The organism is Clostridium sp. DFI.1.208, assembly GCF_024463855.1.
Classification (GTDB): Bacteria; Bacillota_I; Bacilli_A; order Erysipelotrichales; family Erysipelotrichaceae; genus Clostridium_AQ.
Window position 1 is genome coordinate 1 of record NZ_JANGCA010000005.1, and the last position, 20,692, is coordinate 20,692.

Below are 20,692 nucleotides of genomic sequence, written 5' to 3' on the forward strand. Positions count from 1 at the left end.
AGTCATCAAAAAATTCAATATATCCTTCAAAATATACAAAAAAAGACAATTTCATTTCGAAAATTGCCTATATACAATAAAAAGCCTATGTCCTTACGAAAAGGTATAGGCTTTTGTCAACAATCTGAAACGGTAATATAGATTACCGCTTTTTTTCTGTCTGTACGCTATACTTGCTTCGTAATCAAGGAGGCGATATCTGTGAAAACAGAAACAATACAGGAAATGGCCGCGATACAAAGCGGTGCTATCGTATCGAACGTACTGACGCAGAACGGAAGTGTAACATTATTTGCTATGGCACAGGGAGAATCTATTTCTGCACATACAAGTGCGTGTGCAGCTCAGGCTGTTGTTTTAACGGGTACTATTATATTTACAGTAGACAAGGAACAGAAGGAGCTTCAACCGATGGAGTGTATCCATCTTACGGCGAATTTACCACATGCACTGTATGCAGAGAAGGACAGCAGAATGCTGCTGATTCAGAAGGGAGAGCAGTAAGTTGGAAGAAATGTTTTGCTTTCAGTGTCAGGAAGCGATGAACCAGACGGCATGTACCGTACAGGGCATGTGTGGGAAAAGTGCGGCGTGTGCCAATCTGCAGGATGCCTTGATACGGGCAAGTCAGTATTCCGCATTATATGATACAGCATCAGATGAACAGCTTATGAACAATCTGTTCATGACGATAACAAATGCTAACTTTTCGACAGCGGATATCCGCAGGGCGATTGAAAAAACATATACCGGAAAATCTGTGGAGGAGCTGCTACAAAAGAGAGGTCTGAAGGATTGTGAAGAGACGAAGCGTTCTTTGCAGGAGCTTATTCTGTACGGACTGAAGGGACTGTGCGCCTATCTGTCGCATGCCGCTGTGCTGGGATTCCAAAAAGCAGAGCTGAGCAGCTTTGTTCGCAGCACCCTTGTATATTTGCTAAAGGATTATGCACAAAAGGAGTATCTGGCTTTGCTTGATAAAACCGGAGAGATGGGGGTACAGGCCATGGCGCTGCTGGATGAAGCGAACACAGTCACCTATGGTCAGCCGGAAATCACCACGGTATCTCTGGAAACAGGAAGCCGCCCGGGTATTCTGGTATCCGGACACGACCTGCACGATTTAAAGGAGCTGCTGGAACAGTCACGTTCACAGTCGATCGATATTTATACACATGGAGAAATGCTGCCAGCGCATTATTATCCGGAATTTAAGAAATATGAGCATTTTAAAGGGAATTACGGAAATGCGTGGTGGAAACAGAATGAGGAATTTGATACATTCAACGGGCCGATTCTGATGACAACCAACTGTATCATACCAATAAAGGATAGCTACAAGCATCGAATTTTTACAACGGGTGTTGTCGGATATGATGGACTTAAACATATAGAAGCAGTAAATGGAAGAAAGGACTTCCGCAGTATTATCGAACTGGCGAAGCACTGCCCTGCACCGCAGCAGCTGGAAACAGGAAGTGTAACCGGCGGCTTTGCACATGCACAGGTCATGGCGTTACAGGATCAAATCGTGGAAGCCGTAAAAAACGGGGATATCCGACAGTTTATCGTTATGGCAGGCTGTGATGGACGGCACAGCTCCAGAAGCTACTATACCGATTTCGCTAGGACACTTCCAAAGGATACGGTGATTCTGACAGCCGGCTGTGCGAAATACCGTTATCTGAAGCTTGATCTGGGAATGATCAACGGGATTCCCCGTGTACTGGATGCGGGACAGTGCAATGATTCCTATTCTCTGGTACTGATTGCAGAAGCACTGAAGGAGGCCTTTGGTTTACAGGATATCAATGAGCTTCCGATTACCTATAACATCGCGTGGTATGAACAGAAGGCGGTTATCGTACTGCTGGCTCTGCTGCATCTGGGTGTGAAGAATATCCATCTGGGCCCGACACTGCCTGCCTTTTTGAGCCCTGCGGTGGTGCAGTGGCTAAAGGAGAACTATGGTATCAAAACAATTCAGGAGGTTGAAAAAGATATGGAGAATTTCGGTATTACGAAACGTGAACCATCCTATAAGGATATGACGATGGCTGAGCTTTTGAAGCTGGATGAGGGGATGGAGGATGTGCTGTATAAGGCAGGCTTTCACTGTCTGGGATGTCCAAGCGCCCAGTTTGAATCCTTACGCGATGCCTGTGAGCTGCATGCCCTGGATGTTGATGAGGTATGCGCAGCCATACGGGAGTACGTTCATGAGTAAGCGGCTGGGAGGGATTCATCAGCTGCTGTATAAGCGCATCTGTTTTCTGAGCGAATGGAATGAAGCGTTGTGCAGTGCCTTGCACAGGGAACAGAAGCATAGCTATCACAAGCTGCAGCTAGCGGATCTGATTGATGAAAACAGCATTCATGAAAGCCTGCAGGAAATGATTCGGCAGGTACAGTGCGAGCATGCTGCGTTAAGTGAGCGTCTTGTCCATGAACAGGGAAAAGAGATTGCCGCGCAGGTGCTTGCAGACTTTGGACAGCGGCATACAGTCAATGGTGATCTGACACAGCTGCTAAAGCATATCGAAGCACTGTTTCTTCATGGAATGCCCTGTGAACGTAACCTGATCATGGAAATGCAGGATGATACGCATGCACGTATTGTATGGAAGAATGATTCCCAGCTGCAGTATTATCAAAATCCTTCCTTATGGCTGTGGGAGCGGGAACAGCTGCTTCAGAAAATGCTTCCGGAAGGCTATGTATATGAGGAGTATGCAAAGGAAGCAGTTTTATATAAAAACGCTGTATCCCGTACATGGGTGGAACAGCTGGAATATGAGCATGCAATGATTTCACACCTGCTTGCTGCCATGCAGGAATACTCGCTATCCATACTGCGGACAAAGCAGGTGGACAGGGAATGGCTGAAAAACTGTCTTGATCATCTACAGGAATATGCGGATGTCTTTCATCATCAGAAGGAGGAGGAGCTGGTATTCAGCCGCTTGAAGCAGGCAAGTCCACAGGGGAAGCTCCTTGTTGAACAGGGAATGCTTGTGGAGCATGATCTGGCAAGATATTACATCCGCTCCATGAAAAAGCTGCAGGAGGAGACTGTCACAGAGGAGGTCTGTGTGCGGCTGATCGGTTTCCTGCAGGCATATATTGATCTGCTGCAACGCCATATTGAAAAGGAAAACAGCGTGGCGTATCCCTATGCTGTCCGTATGCTGAAACAGGATGAAATTCAGAAGGATTTTGATGCACATGGTGATTATGAGCGTATGGAGGAGTTAAGGAAGTTTTTGAAGCTGTCATAGCTTGTTTGAGCCATGGGCCGCAGCTAGTTGCTTGCCGTAAAAAACCTTTCTATTTGTATAAAAACACAGGCCATGAAGTTCTTCACAGCGGTGTTGATATCCAATAGAAAGGCTTTTTCTATATAGGTGTTTATTCCAGAGAGCCTGATGTATTGGCTTTATGCTTCAGGTACAGCTGTTTCAGCTCTCTTTGATAAAACAGCAGAAGGAAGATGATGGATGCAAGACCTCCCCTGAGGATATAAAGCGATGCTGTTTGGTAGTCACTGTAGAATACAAACAGTACAGCTCCGCTGGTCATTTGATAGCCTGTTAGGATGAGTGATGCAATCATAAGCACGATGCTTCCATATTTCAAATATGCTTTCATATCGGTTCTCCTATCTATCCTGCCAGTGTCGGCGAGTCATTGATTTCTTTATCAAAGGTAAAGGTAATGCCGTCCTTTGATTTGTACCGCCCCTTGACAAGTGCGCCATCCTTCATATAATCGGCGTCTGTTCCCTGCGCGACGATCATATAGGTGGTTCCCTTCTTTTGATAAACATATTCCATATGAACGAATGGCTTGAAGCTACTGCCCAATATCTTTACCTCATGAGCAGGGATTGTCAGAGTGGTATACGTATTTCCATCATCCTCTGTATAGTACACAAGCGGATTTCCCTGTTCATCAGTACCTGCGCTGACATAGGCAGTCCCATCGGAAATAAAGATGATGTCTCTTTTCTCATTCAATGCTTCACCAATCAGCTGCTTCCAGTTTTTTAAATCATCACTTTTGAACGTACTGTAATACTCATGACCAAGTGAACGATCTGTCGCCAGTGTGATATAACAGCTGTTTTCTGTTTTTGACAGATAGAGGTAGTCTCCGCGATATGTTCTTGAAATGATTCTGCTTTTTTTCCATGTCTTTCCCATGTCTTCACTGTATTGCAGGTAGCTTCCGGTTTCGTCATAGCAGACAAAAGCAGTAAAGTCCCTGCTTACGATATATCCGTGTGCCGGTAGCAGTTCATTGTAGGTGCTGTTATTTGTCCCTGCGATATCCTCATAAGGTACCGGAACCTCGGTAAAGCTTTTCCCTGCATCATAGGTGACATACAGCTGATTTTGAGAGAATGCATAGGTTTCCTTCTTATCATCCATCGCGTAATGCGTGGTTGGCGGTTCGCGCAGGGAAGGGTCTGTCTGGATTTGATACTGTACCGGAGACATTTTGTTTTTCATTGTATATCCGATCGATGTTTTCTCAAGCTGTAATACAACCTGCGCTACATGCCAGCCGTTCTCCTGTAAGGTAGCGGTATAGTAGGCTGTGACATAAGGGTTATCGCTTGCAGGCTTGAATTCATAATCGAGCTGTACAAAGCCATCTTCTTTGTTTAAGACCGCGATGGTTTTTACCCTTTTCTCCTTTATACGGAATTCAAAGGGGACAAAAAGGCCTTCATATTGCTTGAAAAAATCATCAAACCATTGCTCAGTGACTTCCTTTAAATCGGTTTTTTCCGTTTGTATGCTGCTGCCGATTATCGCTGTGGGATTGTATTGATTCCAGATACCAAAAAGTACTATAGCCGATACACCGCAGGCGAGAAGCAGACACAGCAGAGCCAGTCCGATTTTTTTCATGTTATGCACTTCCTTTTTTCATAGTATAGCACAGGTTGACAGCTATAGATACATGAAATACGATATGGTAAAATGCCATGATTTCCGGTTTCTTGAAAATCATACACCTTTGATGTATGTCCTTCCTGACAACGCACTCGTCGGTATACAGGCATTTCCGTTATTTATTAAAAGCAGTATGTTTATCATATCAGGCTTTCCCAAACGGACACACCTGCATATAGCTTTCTCATGGATAGTAAGATAAGAACCCCTGCTCGATGTTATCGGCTATGCCGAATTGTTACTGAATCAAGGGGCTAATAAAGGGTACTCCTTTTTTATGGATTACTGCTATGCGATAATTTTGTTTTTTTACCCTTTTTCCAATCTTTTTTCACAGATATATAACATTTAACAAACGAATTTAAAGTGCTGCCATCTCCTGCTTTTATGTATACTGTGTTTTACTTCCTGATAAAATCAGCATGTTTCAAGGCGTTATTTCGTAAACATCTCGTATACAGCTGCAATGAAAAAAACTGTTCTCGTTCATAAAACAGTTTTTTTGTTGTTTCATATGTATTATTTTTTAACTTCAAGCTGATTCTTCAGTTCTTGTAAGGTATCACAGGTAAACAACAGATTGGATACAAGATTGAGCTGTTCCATTGTCAAAGGATAAAGCCATGTTGAGCAGTCTTCATGGTACTTGCTTTCCATTTGTCGATTCAACAGCAATCTCATACCTTCTTTTTGTCCTTTTTCTCGTCCTTGCTCAACACCCTCTTCAAAACTATCCAAAATAGCATTTTTTTCACGCTGTTCCTGTATCTGCGTTGCCATCGCTATCGACCAGAGGTCTTCCGCATCATGAAATTTCCTGTACTTTTCCATAACCTTCTTCACCAGCCTTTCCTCTGTTTTTAGTATACCATCTTCATCATTATTTTTAAACAGGTAGCACAGTTGTTCAAAGTCGTTCAGCTTCTCAAATCCCTTGCGCTTGACGATTGCATTGATTTCCGGCAGATAGATGTAAATTCTCCTCATCAGGCTTCGCTTACTTTCCACTTCACCTTCCTCATTTCTCATCTGATAAGTATCGATCAATTTTCTGGTATGTTCGGCGTAGGAATCAAGAAAGATGATTTGATAAACAGGAAGAAGCTCGTAATACTTTTCTCCGCTATCAAGCTGATTCGATAACATTCTAGCACCGTACAGTTCAAAGCGCTTCAACTCTGATTTCTTTGAATAGGTAGTCTGCATTTCGATGCCGTATTCTCTTCCTTTGTTGTCCTTCACACGAATATCCAATACCATTTTCTTCTTTTTGAGGATAGCGGGATCCAGATTGGGATTTAATACAGAGCTTTCCTTAGGATGGATTCCTGTAACTCGTTCGATAATGGTGTTACGGATAAAAGCCGCATCTTCATCTTCTGTCCCAAGAGCGAACTTAAAGAAAATATCGTTATCATAGTTAAGTCGTTCTTCCACCTCCTCTTTTTTCATATCTTTGTTTCCTAATACATCTTTTGTAAGCATAGTATTCACTTCCTTTCGTATGCAGTCTTATGCTTTACACTACTACATACGTAATGAAATGGCGAAATTCCTAAAAATTAGATAAATTTCTTTATATATTTAACAAATTTTATCAAGTGACGTTATCGTCTATGAAAGAACATCTATTCAATACTTTTACCAGGCTGCTACATAAGAATTATAGCGGTATCTCTCTGCCTTGATTGAGGTTCGGTGTGAAACAGGAGAAAACACGTTACAATAATCCAATAACTAACAAAGGGAATGAAAGATATAAGGAAACAGTTTTATCTATTGATCTAATATCTCCTTTAACCTGTATCACGGGCAAGATGGATTTTCTGCGCTGTGCAGTATAGATAACTGAAATCCTTCATTTTATGTATTTTTCCTTGTCTTTGCGGGAAGAATTCTATATAATGATACTACAAAGGTAATGACAGGAAGAGTAGCTTTTATCCAAGGCGAAGAGAGAGAATGGTTGGTGTAAATTCTCATGAGGAAAAAAGCGAACATGGCCCTGGAACCGTTTTTCTGAATAATTAGGAAGAACCGCAGGCCGGCGTTAACGGCAAATGAGGTGTACGCGTATGCGTGCATGAATAAAGGTGGTAACACGAAGCTTTCGTCCTTTGGCGGGGGCTTTTTCTTATATAAGGAGGATATGAATATGTGTAAGGAATGTAAGAACAAAAAACCATACTACATCACAACCGCGATTACCTATACATCGGGAAGACCGCACATCGGTAATACGTATGAAATCATACTGACAGATGCAATCGCTAGATACAAGCGCCAGCAGGGCTATGATGTGTTTTTTCAGACAGGCACGGATGAGCATGGACAGAAAATCGAGGAAAAGGCAAAGGAAGCCGGTGTAACGCCGAAGGAATTTGTCGACAAAGTTGCCGGAATTGTGCGCAAAAACTTTGATATGATGAACACATCCTACGATTACTTTATTCGTACAACGGATGATTATCACGAAAAGCAGGTACAGAAGATCTTTAAGAAGCTGTATGAGCAGGGCGATATCTACAAGAGCACCTATGAGGGCTTATATTGTACGCCGTGTGAATCCTTCTGGACGGAAAGTCAGCTGGTTGACGGAAAATGTCCGGATTGCGGGCGTCCTGTGGAAAAAGCAAGTGAGGAAGCATACTTTTTCAATCTACAGAAATATGCACCGCGTCTGATTAAGCATATTGAGGATCACCCGGAATTTATTCAGCCGGAATCCAGAAAGAATGAGATGATCAACAACTTCCTGAAGCCGGGTCTGCAGGATCTGTGTGTATCCCGTACATCCTTCAAATGGGGTATTCCTGTTGATTTCGACCTGGGACATGTTGTCTATGTCTGGATTGATGCCCTAAGCAACTATATCACATCACTGGGCTTTGACGCTGATGGAAACCATGGAGAGCTGTATCAGAAATACTGGCCTGCGGATGTACATATCATCGGTAAGGACATTCTGCGCTTCCATACCATTTACTGGCCAATCATGCTGATGGCACTCGGTGAGCCGCTGCCAAAGCAGGTGTTCGGTCATCCATGGCTGCTTGTTGGAGATGGAAAGATGTCCAAATCCAAAGGAAACGCCATCTATGCGGATGAGCTTGTGCATTATTTCGGTGTGGATGCTGTGCGGTATTTCGTCCTGCATGAAATGCCGTTTGCACAGGATGGAACGATTACCTGGGATCTGGTCGTGGAGCGTATCAATTCTGACTTGGCCAATGTTCTGGGAAATCTGGTGAATCGAACCATTTCCATGCAGAATAAATACTTCAACGGTGTGATTTCCAATCCGCTAGAGCAGGAGGATATCGACAAGGAGCTGATTGCTCTTGCTCTGGATACACCAAAGCGTGTGGAAAAGAAAATGGAGACTCTGCATGTCGGAGAAGCAATTGATGAAATCTTTACCCTGCTGAAGCGCTGCAATAAGTATATTGATGAAACGACGCCATGGGTGCTTGGCAAGGATGAAGCGAAGAAGGATCGTCTGGCAACTGTACTGTATAACCTGCTGGAATGCATCCGTATCTCTGCGGTACTGCTGAGCAGCTATATGCCGGAGACTGCTGAGAAAATTCTTGAGGAGCTGAGCACATCCGAGCGTGATGCAAAGAGCCTGAAGGAGTTTGGAATGCTGGAATGCGGACATACGGTGGAAGGAAAGCCGGAAATCCTGTTTGCACGAATTGATGCAAAGGAGTTTATGGAAACACTGGAAGCAGACCGCAAGAAGGAAGAAAAAGCTGCGAAAAAGGCTGATAAAAAAGAAGCGAAGAAAGAAGAAGCACCTGTTAAACAAATCGGTATCGAGGATTTTACGAAGGTGGAGCTGAAGGTTGGGACGATCATCTCTGCTGAAAAGCATCCAAAGGCTGACAGATTATTGGTGGAACAGATTGATCTGGGTGAGGAAACACGTCAGATTGTCAGTGGCATTGCCGCAAGCTTTTCACCAGAGGAAGTTGTCGGGAAGAAGGTCATCGTAGTGACCAATCTGAAGCCGGTCAAGCTGCGTGGTGTAGAGAGTCAGGGCATGATTCTGTGCGCCAGCAATGCGGATGATCTGGATATTGTAACGATTGTTAAGGATCTGCCAAACGGAACGAAGGTGAGCTAATTGCAAACAAAAACGGTACTGCCTGCATTACTGACAGCTATATTCGTATGTCTGATTTCCTGTTTCTTTATCTATTATGGTATCGACAGTGATCAAATCGTGTTGTCGGTCATCGGCGGGGCATTGCTGATTGTTGGAATTTTACGTCTGGTATTGTTTACGAAAGCATATCGTGAGCATAAAGAGAATTAAGAACTTATGAAGAAGGATTCCATTTCTATCAAAGATATGGAGCCCTTTTTTTTGTATTTGCCTACAGATGGAGGCTGGAACTTTTGTACCGTGATGGAATGGTATTACTATCAAAGGGGTGGTATTGCATATCCTTTTGCCGGCTTACTATAAAATAGAGGATGTGTATATCATTTATAACGATCATAAACGATAAAGATAGTTTGGCACAAATCACTTTAATGAAATACCACAAATTACATTAGTGAAAAAGCACAAATTACTTTAATTCGCTTGATACTCATCGAAAATAAGGGTATACTTCTTATAGAATAGGAGGTGTGCATACTATGGCTGAATATATGAAAAGAATTATCGATGGGATATTAACAGAATATCTGGAGGTCTTTGGAGCTGTTTTGCTTGTTGGACCCAAATGGTGTGGAAAAACTACAACTGCTAAACAACAGGCACGAAGTGTTATTCAACTTCAGGATCCTGCGAAAGCACACGAATATATGAAGATGATAGATGTAAACCCTTCTCTGATTTTAAAGGGAGATACCCCGCTGCTTTTAGATGAATGGCAAACTGCTCCCACTTTATGGGATAGTGTCCGTACGGAAGTGGATAATAGAAATTCATCCGGACAATTTATATTGACAGGCTCTGCGGTACCTGTAGATAATAGCAGGATGCATACAGGTACAGGCCGAATTGCAAGAGTAAAGATGTATCCAATGAGCTTATACGAGTCCAAAGAGTCAAATGGAAACATATCACTGGAAGCGCTGTTTAATGGTATTACGGATATAAATGGAATATCGTCTTTTATGCGAGTGGAAGACATTGCTTATGTCATATGTAGAGGAGGCTGGCCTGCATCGATTGGGAAAAGTGCGAGAGCATCTTTTCTGATAACCTCCAGTTATGTAGATGCATTATGTGAAAGCGATGTTTCAAGATTAGATGAGAGTATGAGAAATCCACAAAGGATACGATCCATACTTCGTTCCTATGCACGAAATGTATCCACTCTGGCTACAAAAGCGACGATACGTAAGGGTGTGATTGCGAATGACCAGAATATTTCAGAAACGACATTCTTCTCCTATTTAAATGCATTGGAGCGCTTATTTGTTATAGAGGATATACCTGCATGGAATCCAGCAATCCGTTCAAAAACAGCAATTCGTTCCGGAACAAAAAGAGGGTTTGTCGATCCTTCTCTTGCATGCGCTTCCCTGGGGCTTACTTATGAGGGGTTAATGCAGGATCTCAATACCCTTGGATTTTTGTTTGAATCTCTTGTGATTCGTGATCTGCGTATTTATTCCCAGCATCTGGGTGGAGAAATATCATATTATCATGATCGCTACGGTCTGGAATGTGATGCTGTTCTACATTTACGTGATGGTCGTTATGCGTTAATAGAAATGAAGTTGGGCAGCCGTGAAATTGAAGAGGGAGCTTCACATTTACGTAAATTAAAAGCATTGATACAGGAGCACAATCTGAAGGAGCCGTCATTCCTCATGGTGATTACCGGTGGTCAATTTGCATATAGACGGGAGGATGGGGTCCTAATCGTTCCTATTGGCTGTTTAAAACCTTGATATTGAAAAAATCTTCTTAGCTCCATAAGCTTTGGAACCAGGAAGATTTTTTGCTATAAATCAATCCTCCAGATAGATGGGGTTTGACCATGCACATCTGCCTTTCTCATCTATGCACTTCACACGAATCCATTTTTCACCACCGCGAAGGGCATAGGTTGCAGTAGAACATCCGTTATCATTTGTTGGCTGTATGCAATATCCTCTTTTTGGCCATGCCTTAAATACAATAGATGCAACCTTACTACAAGTAACACTAATCTCATTACCACATCGTGAAAACTGATAAATTTCAGGTCCGCTAGAAGCATAAAATCTTCCGTTTTTTAGAGCATCACTAATTCCCTTTCGACTAAACTCATCCAACTGTAGCATGGTAAACCCACCAAAGCTATCCCACATATGAACACCGGGAATATAGCGATTAGAATTATGATTATCATCAGCGGCAACTGCTTTTACGTTTTTATATTTAAGAAGCTCATCGAAAAAAATTTCATTGTTTCCATGATCTGTTCCTATATGGCAGTTATGATTATACACTTCAATAAAATCGTAGTTATTGAGAGATTGAAGATGTTCAAAGGTATTAAAAGACCAGTAAGGATGATTTAACATAACAAAGTTTCCTCGTTCCTTCACTTCATCAATGATGGTTTGTACATCCTGCATATGGTTATATTTCGGTACCGGTATGTATTCATCATGGCGATATCGGTTTGAGCATTCTTCGCTGTAATTGGCAATGCCATGGATATGAAAGGCTTCTTTATCCGGCAGCTCAATACTTCTTTCTATCCCAGGATAAACAATCATATCGTTTGTGTCAAATTCTTCAGTATCTGTATACTTTTCATGTTCAGATAAAGTAAGAATCGAATATCCTTGTTCTTTATAGCACTTAATCATTTGTTCGGGAGTAAGTAATCCATCGGATCTTGTAGAATGAGCATGGAAGTTAGCTTTGTACCAGCGCTTGTTTGTATCAAATTGTTCAAATTTTTTCATAGTGTCACCTCTCATGCATAAAGCAGCAATTTCCATGCCAAAAAAATTTGACACTAAATGGCATAGAAATTGCTACTATTATATTGTATATTTAAGAAAGACAGGGGATTCTTATGAAAGGAGAAGATGCAGGGGACATCAAATATATTATGCGTGTAAAAGATACTGTATTTGAAAAACTAAAAGAATTGACAATAGAGTCAAATAACGGAATCAGTGCCGCTGATCTGGCAGAGCATTTGAGTATGCGACGAAATCTTGTTTCCCAATATCTGAATGAACTAGTGATGGAACAACGAGTTGTGAAATCAAACACACGACCAGTTTTGTTTCAATTGATGAGCAATGAAACAGAGGAAGGAAAGAACCAGGAGGAGAAAACGGATGTGTTTTCTTCCTTTATTGGCGCGCAAGGAAGCTTACAATATGTGATTGAACAATGCCGTTCTGCGGTGCAATATCCGGGCAAAGGATTACCGATTCTTTTAAATGGTTCCAGTGGTGTAGGGAAAAGCTTTTTGGCAGAGCTGATTCACAGCTATGCAGTGGAAAGTGAAAATATAAAAAAAGATGCGCCGTTTATTACCTTGAACTGTGCGGATTATGCAAGCAATCCGGAACTTTTATCCGCACTGCTTTTCGGTTATGCGAAAGGGGCGTTTACCGGAGCAGAGCAAGCAAAGGCTGGTTTGATTCAGCAAGCTGATGAAGGGTATCTGTTTCTTGATGAAGTCCACCGCCTTAGCAGTGAAAGTCAGGAAAAGCTGTTCCTTCTCATGGATAAGAATGAGTATAGAAGAATTGGGGAAACCGATACGGTGCGCAAAGCACATGTCCGTATGATTTTTGCAACCACAGAGGATCCGCAAACGGTTTTAACACATACTTTGCGCAGAAGAATACCTATGATTATACACATACCATCACTGCAAGAACGTCCGATAAAAGAAAAACTTGAGTTGATTCGTTTATTTTATTACAGGGAATGTCAGGTATTTGAGCAGGAGGTATGTGTGCGTTCGCAAGTTATCAACCTTTTGCTTTCCTTACACGCAGAAGGAAATGTGGGAAGTCTACAAAATATTATTCGATATAGCTGTGCTTCTGCATTTCATTCCAGTCAAAAAAGAGATCAAATTCTGGTAGATGTTCCATCCCTTCCGGCAGATTGCAAGCTATCACAAATAGAAATGAAGGAATATGTGAAAGAAGACTTGGTGGTACATCGTCTTCAAAAGTTACAAATGGAAAGAGAATTGCATCATGAGCAGGATTTAACAAATATCTTGCGTGAATTTCAATCGAATTATGTGGAAAGTAAACACGAGTTTCAAGATATAGGAACGATGCAAAAAGCACTGTATCGCATTCTGGATACATATCACTTAGCTCCTGAACATGCTTTACAGGCTTCTCTGATTGAAGTTGTGATAACAGATTTTGAAGAAAAAAACGGCATCCATTTAGCTATGAATACCGGTAAAATTATCACTTGTTTATTAGAACGCTATGGAGAAGATTGTTTCAAAGATTTGGATAAATCCTTTACAGCAGAAATTCAGCGATTAGAAGGTTATCATTTTAAATTATTTTCCGTGGCACAGCGTCTTATTTATCAACTAGAAACAGCACTTGGTATTCATATGCGTTCACATTTACAATTCTATATTCTTCTTTATATCATTGTTACCAATTGCGGAAGTAAGGCGGTATGTTGTAATGCTTTGATTATGGCGCACGGAAACTCTACCGCAACCTCTATTTCCTCAGCCGCAAATGAAATGCTGGAGGAATATATATTCGAGGCTTTTGATATGCCGATTCACACATCCTATGAACTGTTTTCAACACTCCTTAAAAAGTATATGGAAAGAATCAATCCGAACTATCCTACACTTATCCTTGTTGATATGGGATCCCTGATGGAAATAGACAAGTATATGGAAGTAAACGATTATCAAGAAATCGGTATCATAGATTCTGTTAGTACAGCGTTGGCTTTGCAAGTCGGCGATATGATTCGTAAAGAAGTACCGATTGCTAAGCTTCTGCAGGATATTAGTGAACAAACAAAGCTGCACTATCGCTATTTACCTCCGAAAAAACGTAAGAAAGCTGTTGTTTGTGTATGCATTTCCGGTATTGGAACAGCGGAAAAGATAAAAGATATTATGAAGGATTTTGTACAGCCGGAATATGAATTATTGACCTGTGATTATATGAAAATTATGAAGGAGGGGAAAAACAATCAGGTATTTCATGACTATGATGTACAATGTTTGGTTGGAACATCAGATTTGGATGTTGCAGATATGGATTGTATCAATATTAACCATCTTATGAATAATGAGCAGACACAGGATATTGCAATCTTTATGGATAAAATTGTCGGAGCAGATGCACATGCTGATTTTAATTTGATTCAACAAAAAATTATCAAATCATTTTCTCTAGAAAATTTAATCAATCGTCTGGTGTTTTTGAATCCGCAGACCATTATTGATGATGTAGAAACTGTAATATTTGACACTGAAATTGGGATGCATTTAAAGTTTGACACTGATATACGTATGATGTTATTTCTTCATGTAGCAGTTTTAATTGAACGTGCTTTATTAAAGAATTGTGATGAGGATATTTACCAAAGTGAAGCATGGATGCTGGAACATAAAAGTGAAATTAAGCTGATATCTAAAGCGTTTTCAAGAGTTGAGAAGAAGTTCAATATTCATATAACAGATGCAGAAATTGTAAGTATTCTTTCTATGATTCAAATGCGGAAATAAAAGTTGACACAAAATTGGCACGTAAATTGCTAGAACACTGGTGAAAGGTGGTGATCGACGTATGTATAAAATTTTACTTGTATCACATGGTGTTATTGCCAAGGGGTTTTATGACACAATGCCGATGATACTGGGAACGCAGGCAGATGTAGCTTATGCATGTCTTGATGAAACCGGATCCGTAGAACAATTTGAAAAGACTGTAATACATCAGCTGAATGAGGTATGGGGGCAAGATGAAGTTCTTGTGCTGGCAGACATGATGAATGGGACGCCATCCAGAGTAGCAGCACAGCTAATTTCACAGCGTTCCTGTAAAGGATTGATTCTATGCGGAATGAACCTGAATGTACTGCTGGAAGCCTATATGAAACGCAATGAGGATCTTCAGATAATAGCGCAGGGACTTCTGACATCTGGGAAACCATCTTTTATGGAACTATATGCTTCAACGAATGAAGGAAATGAATAGGAGGAAATAGTATGGAAATACAATTTTGGCAAATTTTACTATTATCAGCATTTGGCTTTTTAGCGATTTATGACGATCTTAATACAAAAGTTGGTATTTTTGAACCAGTTGTTACCGGTTTGTTTGCCGGGCTAATCATGGGAGATGTAAAAATAGGACTTGAGATTGGTGGTACACTACAATTGATGGTACTAGGTATCGGAACATATGGTGGTGCAAGTATTCCTGATTATATGGCTGCTGCAATCATATCGACAGCATTTGCAGTAGCAAGCAATCAGGGAATAGAATTTGCACTTGCATTAGCGGTACCGATTGGATTATTACTAATGCAGATGGACGTTCTTGCTCGTTTTATCAACTCATTCTTCCAGCATCGTGCAGAACATGCATGTGAACAACATAATTACAAGAATGTTGAAAGATGGCACCTTACAGGAATCTTATCTTGGGGATTATCACGTTTCATTCCGATTTTCTTAGCATTGTACTTCGGATCAGATATTGTAGAAAAGGCAATTGAAATTGCACCACAGTGGTTGATGGATGGACTTAAAATAGCAGGTGGAGTATTACCGGCACTTGGTGTAGCGATATTGCTTCGCTATCTTCCAATTAAAAACTTCTATGGATATCTTATTATTGGTTTTGTATTAGCAAGCTATATGCAATTACCAATGCTTGCTGTTGCACTTGTAGGTGCAGGTCTGGCTTTGATTCGCTTTAAGCAAATTACAAGTAATGAACCAATGGTATCTGCTGTAGATCGTGGAGGAGATTTTTATGAAAACGAATAATCATTATGAGGTAACGAAAAAAGACTTAAATAAAAGCTTTTTCCGTTGGATTACACACGGACAGGACGCTTGGAGTTATGAAAAAATGCAGGCACTTGGATTTGCGTATTCTGTTATGCCTATTCTGAGAAAAATTTATAAAGATGATGAAAAAGGTATGCATAAATCAGTGATTAATCATATGCAATTCTTTAATTCAGGCTCCTATTTAGTACCTTTGATTATGGGGATTTCTGTTGGTATTGAGGAAAAGGAAAAAGAAAATAGTACAGAAGTTGTAGCTGCTATAAAAACAGGGCTTATGGGACCGTTAGCAGGTATTAACGATACATTATTTCAAGCAATTATTAAAACCGTTTTCGGTGCTATCGCAGCATATATGGCACTGGAAGGAAGCACAGTTGGAATTTGGTTATGGATTGCAGCAAATCTTGCGAAAGTGTTTGCATCCTATGAATTGATGCATCTTGGATATAAACAAGGTGTTAAGCTTGTTAATACGATGGAAACACAGCTGAAGAAGATTACTGAGTGCGCTAATATTCTAGGTATCATGGTTATTGGTGCATTGATACCAAGTGTTGTAAAAGCAAATTTTGCACTTGTATACAAAAGTGGAGAGATAGAAATGGAATTACAATCTTTTGTAGATAAAATTATGCCATCCCTTCTTCCAGTTTTGATTGTTGCAGGTGTCTATTGGTTATTAGGGAAAAAGAATATAAATTCTACAAAAGCTGTATTGATTCTAATCGCATTTTCGATTCTCTGCGGTTTCTTTGGAATCTTAGGGTAGGTGAATTATATGGAAGGAATTGTACACGTTAGAATTGATGATCGAATGATTCATGGTCAGGTAGCAGTTTTTTGGAGTAATAATTTTCGAGTAAATCGAATCATGGTAGCGAATGATGCTTTGGAGAATGATGAAATAACAAAAAGTGCTTTGCGTATGGTAGTACCTACAGGAATGAGTACCTCCTTACTTACTGTAAATACTGCAGCTAAAAATATTCTTGCCGGAAAATATAAAGGACAGCGCGTACTGTTAGTTTTAACTACACCGGTCACAGCGGTAAGATTGATGGATATGGGGGTAAAAATCGAATCTATTAACGTTGGTAATATGTCAAATAGAGAAAATACGGTACAGATTAAACGTACTGTCAGTGTAACGCAAGAAGAAGCAGACGCATTCCGCGAATTGCATAAACGCGGAGTGGAATTAACAAGTATGATGGTTCCAGATGAACCTAAATCATATATTATGGACTATCTGGAAAGGAGTGATTAAAGGACATAATGAACAAAGCAAAAGATATTTTATTTATTCTAATAGGTAATTTGCTCATTACATCAGCGTATGCCTTTATAACTGTTCCGCATGAAATAGTTAATGGAGGAATCACAAGCTTCTCCATGGTGATAAGTAATATTATTCATTGTGATATATCGTTAATAACAAATCTAATAACCATTATTTTATTGGCACTTTGTTTATTCGGATTGGGGAAAGAAACCTTTCTAAAATCAATTTTCAGCAGTTTATGTTATATGGTATTATTTAGCTTTTTTCACTCATTGGGGTTTACATTGCATATGAATCAGGTTGTCTGTCTAATCATAGCAGCAATTATGGTGGGATTCGGATATTACTTTTGTATTATTGCCAATTCAAGTACGGTAGGTTTTGATGTGATTGCGTTGATTGTTAATAAACGCAATGCGTCTATTTCAATAGCAAAGACTATGCGTTTAATCAATATAATCGTCATCCTTTTAGGATTCCTTACCTATGGGGTAACGTCCATTATTATGGGGATTGTGTTTGCATTGATTCAAACAAAAGTGTTGGATGTATTATTGAATATAGATGTAGCCCCCAGATTGTTGAGAAAAATGCATAGCTGAAAATATTAAAAGAGCAGTTATTATAAGTATTATAGGAAAAGAGGTAACGAAGTGAAAAAAATTAAAATCGGAGTGGTAGGAGCCGGAATTTACGGTACTTATCATATCCATACATATATCTGTGACCCGCATGTGGAAACGGTGGTGTTCTGTGATTTGAATGATGAGCGCAGGGCAGCCACACAAAACCGCTATCAGATCAGGGGATATGCAGATGTCAGGGAAATGATTGTGGCAGAGAAGCTGGATGCAGTTAGTATTGCGACACCGGATCCATATCACTATGAACCGGCAAAGGCTGCCATGGAGGCAGGTATAAAGTATCTGATGATTGAAAAGCCGCTGGCAACCTCCGTAGAAGAATGTGAGGAACTGATTGCCATGGCAGAGAAGTACGGTGTGCAGATCGCCGTAGACTTCCATAAACGCTGGGATCCAGCCTATAACAATATGCGGGATGAAATCCATATGGATAAAGAAAACATCATCCGCGGCTATATGTCACTGGATGATGTGATAGATGTTCCTATGAACTGGTTTACCTGGACAGATCAATCCTCTCCCTCCTGGTTTCTCGGTGTACACTGCTATGATCTGATTCGCTATTTGAGCGGCAGTGAGGTGGAGAGTGTGTATGCAGTGGGAAATAAGGAAGTATTAAAAAAGCAAGGCTATCACACCTATGACAGTATCCAGGCCATTCTGACAATGCAGGATGGAAGCAACTGGACGGTGGAAAACTCCTGGATTCTTCCCAATACCTATCCCAAATCAAATGACGGACAGCTTGTGATCGTGACGGAGCACAAGTATCTGAAGAATGAATCCTATCGGGGAGTAAAAACCTATACTGACAAAAAGGCAAGTCTGCCGAACTATATCTTCATGAAGTTTGATGAACATCATGCAAGCGGCTTTGGACTGGAGCCGATGCAGGAATTCGTCAGCGACATCGTAAACCAGCGGGCATTCCGGACAAATGCCTATGACGGTTTACAGGCGACGAGAATTGCTGCAGCAGTGCATGCATCCGCAGAAAGCGGCAACGTAATTCATTTATAAAAGAACAGGGCAGGACGATCTGATAGCTTGCAAGTACAGTATACTACAACAATCAGCTCTCATGCTGCCCTTTTCTAATATGGGAAAAGAATTCAATGCCTATATGCAAAAATTGTGTGTAAGCACAGCTATGGAAAGCAGAAAGGGGCATATATGATACAATTAAAATCAGAGGAGCTGGAAGCAAGCATTGATCCCTTTGGTGCACAACTAACAAGCATACGGGGAACAAAAGACAATATAGAATATCTTTGGAAGAAAGATCCTGAAATATGGAATAGTTCAGCCCCAATCGTATTTCCTATTATCGGAAAGCTAAACAATATGGAGTATAAGCTGGATGGAAAACGGTATTCCATGAAATCAAACGGACTGATTCGTTATGAACTGCTACAGGTACTTTATACAAGTGAAAATAAGGCAATCCTGCAGTTCACATCAAATCAGGAAACCTACAGGCGATATCCGTTTCATTGTCATGTGGTTCTGAGCTTTACATTGAATAAAGACACTCTTCGTGTGCATACGGATATATACAATGATGACGATAAGGATATGTTATTTAATTACGGGGGCCATCCAGGATTCCGTATACCTCTACAGAATAATGAATCCAGTGATGATTATTATGTTGAATTTGAAAAGCCAGAGAATGCATGGATTTATGAGGTGTGTGAAAGCGGTCAGCTGACTAGAAAACAGCGGCAGTTCTTTCATGATGAAAGGAGATTCTTTTTGCGCAGAGAATTGTTTATGAAAGAGGCATTGGCATTTCAGGATGTTTGCTCTGAGGCGGTGGCAATCCGTAATCTACATAATAAAAAGGCTGTTGTTTTGCGTTTTTCAGATTTCGATGGATTGGGTGTGTGGTCACCATGTAAAAACCACCCCCTTCACTTTGTTTGTCTGGAGCCCTGGATGGGCCATGCTGATTTTATTGATTTCAACGGCGATTTGAAAGATCGCCCTGGCATGAAAAAGCTGACGGCACATGATATGTTTTCCTGTGAATATGAAATACAGATTCAACAGGATATGTAAGCTTCATATAGAAAGATGTATAGTATTTATCATTTTAAGACATGAACGAAACCAGACTATAATATAGGCATATATCTGATGAAATGTATTCAGACGTTTAATAAACGACTTGGTGCATTCATGCTGATGAGCAGATATATGTCTTTTTCTACGTTTGATGCTTTAAGTACCATATATCTGAATTTTGTGATTGCACACGAGCGCAATGATTATGCCTTATTGAATACGAGTTCCTTTTCGTTTAACGGTAGAAATTTCCTCATTGTCATTTACCTCCGCTATGTTTTTTAGTGTTTTCTTTATCCATGATGGGATACCCTTGGTATCCTGGATTAAATTTTCTTTAACATTTTTCTCGCAGTAGGCGCAAAGCCGTTGAAATTCCTGCTCAGTCAGATTATCCTTTCCTATTTCACGTATTGCCTGTATCACCATGGCTAGTGGTTTTGAGAACTGCAAGGCATGTATTTGACTGGTGTGTTTAAAGCGTATTAAATTATTACGATATACATAATCACGATACGGCCCGGTACTGATATATACGAGATCATTCGGTATCTGTGTGGATAAGCCCAGATTATTTAAGGCAGCCTCTCCAGCTGGAAGTATGCTCAATCCGTATTTCTCTGCAATCTTCTCTGCCATTTCCTGCACAGAAGGAAAAACTTCTTTATTTGCTGCCTCTATATAATAAGGATGTTAGAATAACGTTATGAAGTAACAAAAAAGGAGAACCCG

The 20,692-nt window shown here is 40.5% G+C and carries 19 protein-coding genes and 1 other annotated feature; of the genes, 14 read left to right on the top strand and 5 right to left on the bottom strand.

Features of this window, described 5'->3' with window-relative positions; genetic code table 11:
• The first annotated feature begins 201 nt into the window (after positions 1-201).
• From NE665_RS03650 to NE665_RS03660, 3 genes are read left to right on the top strand one after another with little or no spacing between them, the layout of a single operon-like run.
• A complete protein-coding gene (locus NE665_RS03650) occupies positions 202-504 on the top strand; it encodes a cupin domain-containing protein (protein WP_178760055.1) in 303 nt (100 codons plus the stop codon).
• 10 nt (positions 505-514) lie between these two features.
• On the top strand, positions 515-2,227 hold the full coding sequence (gene hcp, locus NE665_RS03655) for a hydroxylamine reductase (protein ID WP_256302462.1): 1,713 nt from the start codon (positions 515-517) through the stop codon (positions 2,225-2,227).
• Positions 2,220-3,278, top strand: a complete 1,059-nt coding sequence (locus NE665_RS03660) for a hemerythrin domain-containing protein (RefSeq protein WP_178760057.1) — start codon at positions 2,220-2,222, stop codon at positions 3,276-3,278. Before hcp ends, NE665_RS03660 begins: the two co-directional genes overlap by 8 nt.
• Before the next feature lie 130 nt (positions 3,279-3,408).
• Here the strand turns inward: NE665_RS03660 and NE665_RS03665 are convergent, their stop codons facing one another.
• The 3 genes from NE665_RS03665 to NE665_RS03675 all read right to left on the bottom strand — a co-directional run bounded on the left by NE665_RS03665 (position 3,409) and on the right by NE665_RS03675 (position 6,446).
• Entirely contained in the window at positions 3,409-3,648 is a 240-nt protein-coding gene (locus NE665_RS03665) for a hypothetical protein (protein ID WP_118654482.1), read from the bottom strand.
• 14 nt (positions 3,649-3,662) lie between these two features.
• Positions 3,663-4,916, bottom strand: coding sequence for a hypothetical protein (locus NE665_RS03670; RefSeq protein ID WP_118654481.1), 1,254 nt, complete (start codon positions 4,914-4,916; stop codon positions 3,663-3,665).
• Between the two features lie 564 nt (positions 4,917-5,480).
• Positions 5,481-6,446 (bottom strand): Rpn family recombination-promoting nuclease/putative transposase, encoded by a 966-nt coding sequence (locus NE665_RS03675; RefSeq protein ID WP_233104808.1) that lies wholly within the window; start codon positions 6,444-6,446, stop codon positions 5,481-5,483.
• A 427-nt stretch (positions 6,447-6,873) separates the two neighbouring features.
• Positions 6,874-7,082: a binding site (T-box leader), on the top strand.
• A 34-nt stretch (positions 7,083-7,116) separates the two neighbouring features.
• Between NE665_RS03675 and metG the strand changes: the two genes are divergently transcribed.
• The 3 genes from metG (at position 7,117) to NE665_RS03690 (ending at position 10,877) form a co-directional block, all read left to right on the top strand.
• Entirely contained in the window at positions 7,117-9,090 is a 1,974-nt protein-coding gene (metG, locus tag NE665_RS03680) for a methionine--tRNA ligase (RefSeq protein ID WP_117441747.1), read from the top strand.
• On the top strand, positions 9,091-9,282 hold the full coding sequence (locus NE665_RS03685) for a hypothetical protein (protein ID WP_117441746.1): 192 nt from the start codon (positions 9,091-9,093) through the stop codon (positions 9,280-9,282).
• Between the two features lie 329 nt (positions 9,283-9,611).
• A complete protein-coding gene (locus NE665_RS03690) occupies positions 9,612-10,877 on the top strand; it encodes a DUF4143 domain-containing protein (protein ID WP_117441745.1) in 1,266 nt (421 codons plus the stop codon).
• A 60-nt stretch (positions 10,878-10,937) separates the two neighbouring features.
• Here NE665_RS03690 and NE665_RS03695 read toward each other — a convergent pair whose 3' ends face one another.
• The gene (locus tag NE665_RS03695) at positions 10,938-11,885 is read right to left on the bottom strand and encodes a CehA/McbA family metallohydrolase (RefSeq protein WP_117441744.1); all 948 of its coding nucleotides are present in this window, start codon (positions 11,883-11,885) and stop codon (positions 10,938-10,940) included.
• Positions 11,886-12,223: 338 nt separating this feature from the next.
• On the opposite strand from NE665_RS03695, the gene NE665_RS03700 reads away from it, so the two are divergent.
• From NE665_RS03700 to NE665_RS03735, 8 genes are all read left to right on the top strand, one after another.
• Positions 12,224-14,671 (top strand): sigma 54-interacting transcriptional regulator, encoded by a 2,448-nt coding sequence (locus NE665_RS03700; RefSeq protein ID WP_238135226.1) that lies wholly within the window; start codon positions 12,224-12,226, stop codon positions 14,669-14,671.
• Between the two features lie 61 nt (positions 14,672-14,732).
• A complete protein-coding gene (locus NE665_RS03705) occupies positions 14,733-15,143 on the top strand; it encodes a hypothetical protein (RefSeq protein ID WP_117441742.1) in 411 nt (136 codons plus the stop codon).
• Between the two features lie 11 nt (positions 15,144-15,154).
• Positions 15,155-15,940 (top strand): PTS sugar transporter subunit IIC, encoded by a 786-nt coding sequence (locus NE665_RS03710; protein ID WP_117441741.1) that lies wholly within the window; start codon positions 15,155-15,157, stop codon positions 15,938-15,940.
• Positions 15,927-16,736: a PTS system mannose/fructose/sorbose family transporter subunit IID gene (locus NE665_RS03715; protein WP_117441740.1), complete on the top strand. Its 810-nt coding sequence runs from the start codon at positions 15,927-15,929 to the stop codon at positions 16,734-16,736. Before NE665_RS03710 ends, NE665_RS03715 begins: the two co-directional genes overlap by 14 nt.
• A gap of 9 nt (positions 16,737-16,745) precedes the next feature.
• On the top strand, positions 16,746-17,234 hold the full coding sequence (locus tag NE665_RS03720; protein ID WP_117441739.1) for a PTS sugar transporter subunit IIB: 489 nt from the start codon (positions 16,746-16,748) through the stop codon (positions 17,232-17,234).
• An 8-nt stretch (positions 17,235-17,242) separates the two neighbouring features.
• Positions 17,243-17,851, top strand: a complete 609-nt coding sequence (locus tag NE665_RS03725) for a YitT family protein (RefSeq protein ID WP_117441738.1) — start codon at positions 17,243-17,245, stop codon at positions 17,849-17,851.
• 51 nt (positions 17,852-17,902) lie between these two features.
• On the top strand, positions 17,903-18,913 hold the full coding sequence (locus NE665_RS03730; RefSeq protein WP_256302460.1) for a Gfo/Idh/MocA family oxidoreductase: 1,011 nt from the start codon (positions 17,903-17,905) through the stop codon (positions 18,911-18,913).
• 153 nt (positions 18,914-19,066) lie between these two features.
• Positions 19,067-19,954, top strand: coding sequence for an aldose 1-epimerase family protein (locus tag NE665_RS03735; RefSeq protein ID WP_178759809.1), 888 nt, complete (start codon positions 19,067-19,069; stop codon positions 19,952-19,954).
• Positions 19,955-20,170: 216 nt separating this feature from the next.
• Here NE665_RS03735 and NE665_RS03740 read toward each other — a convergent pair whose 3' ends face one another.
• A complete protein-coding gene (locus tag NE665_RS03740) occupies positions 20,171-20,641 on the bottom strand; it encodes a DUF6088 family protein (RefSeq protein WP_256302463.1) in 471 nt (156 codons plus the stop codon).
• Positions 20,642-20,692 lie beyond the last annotated feature (51 nt).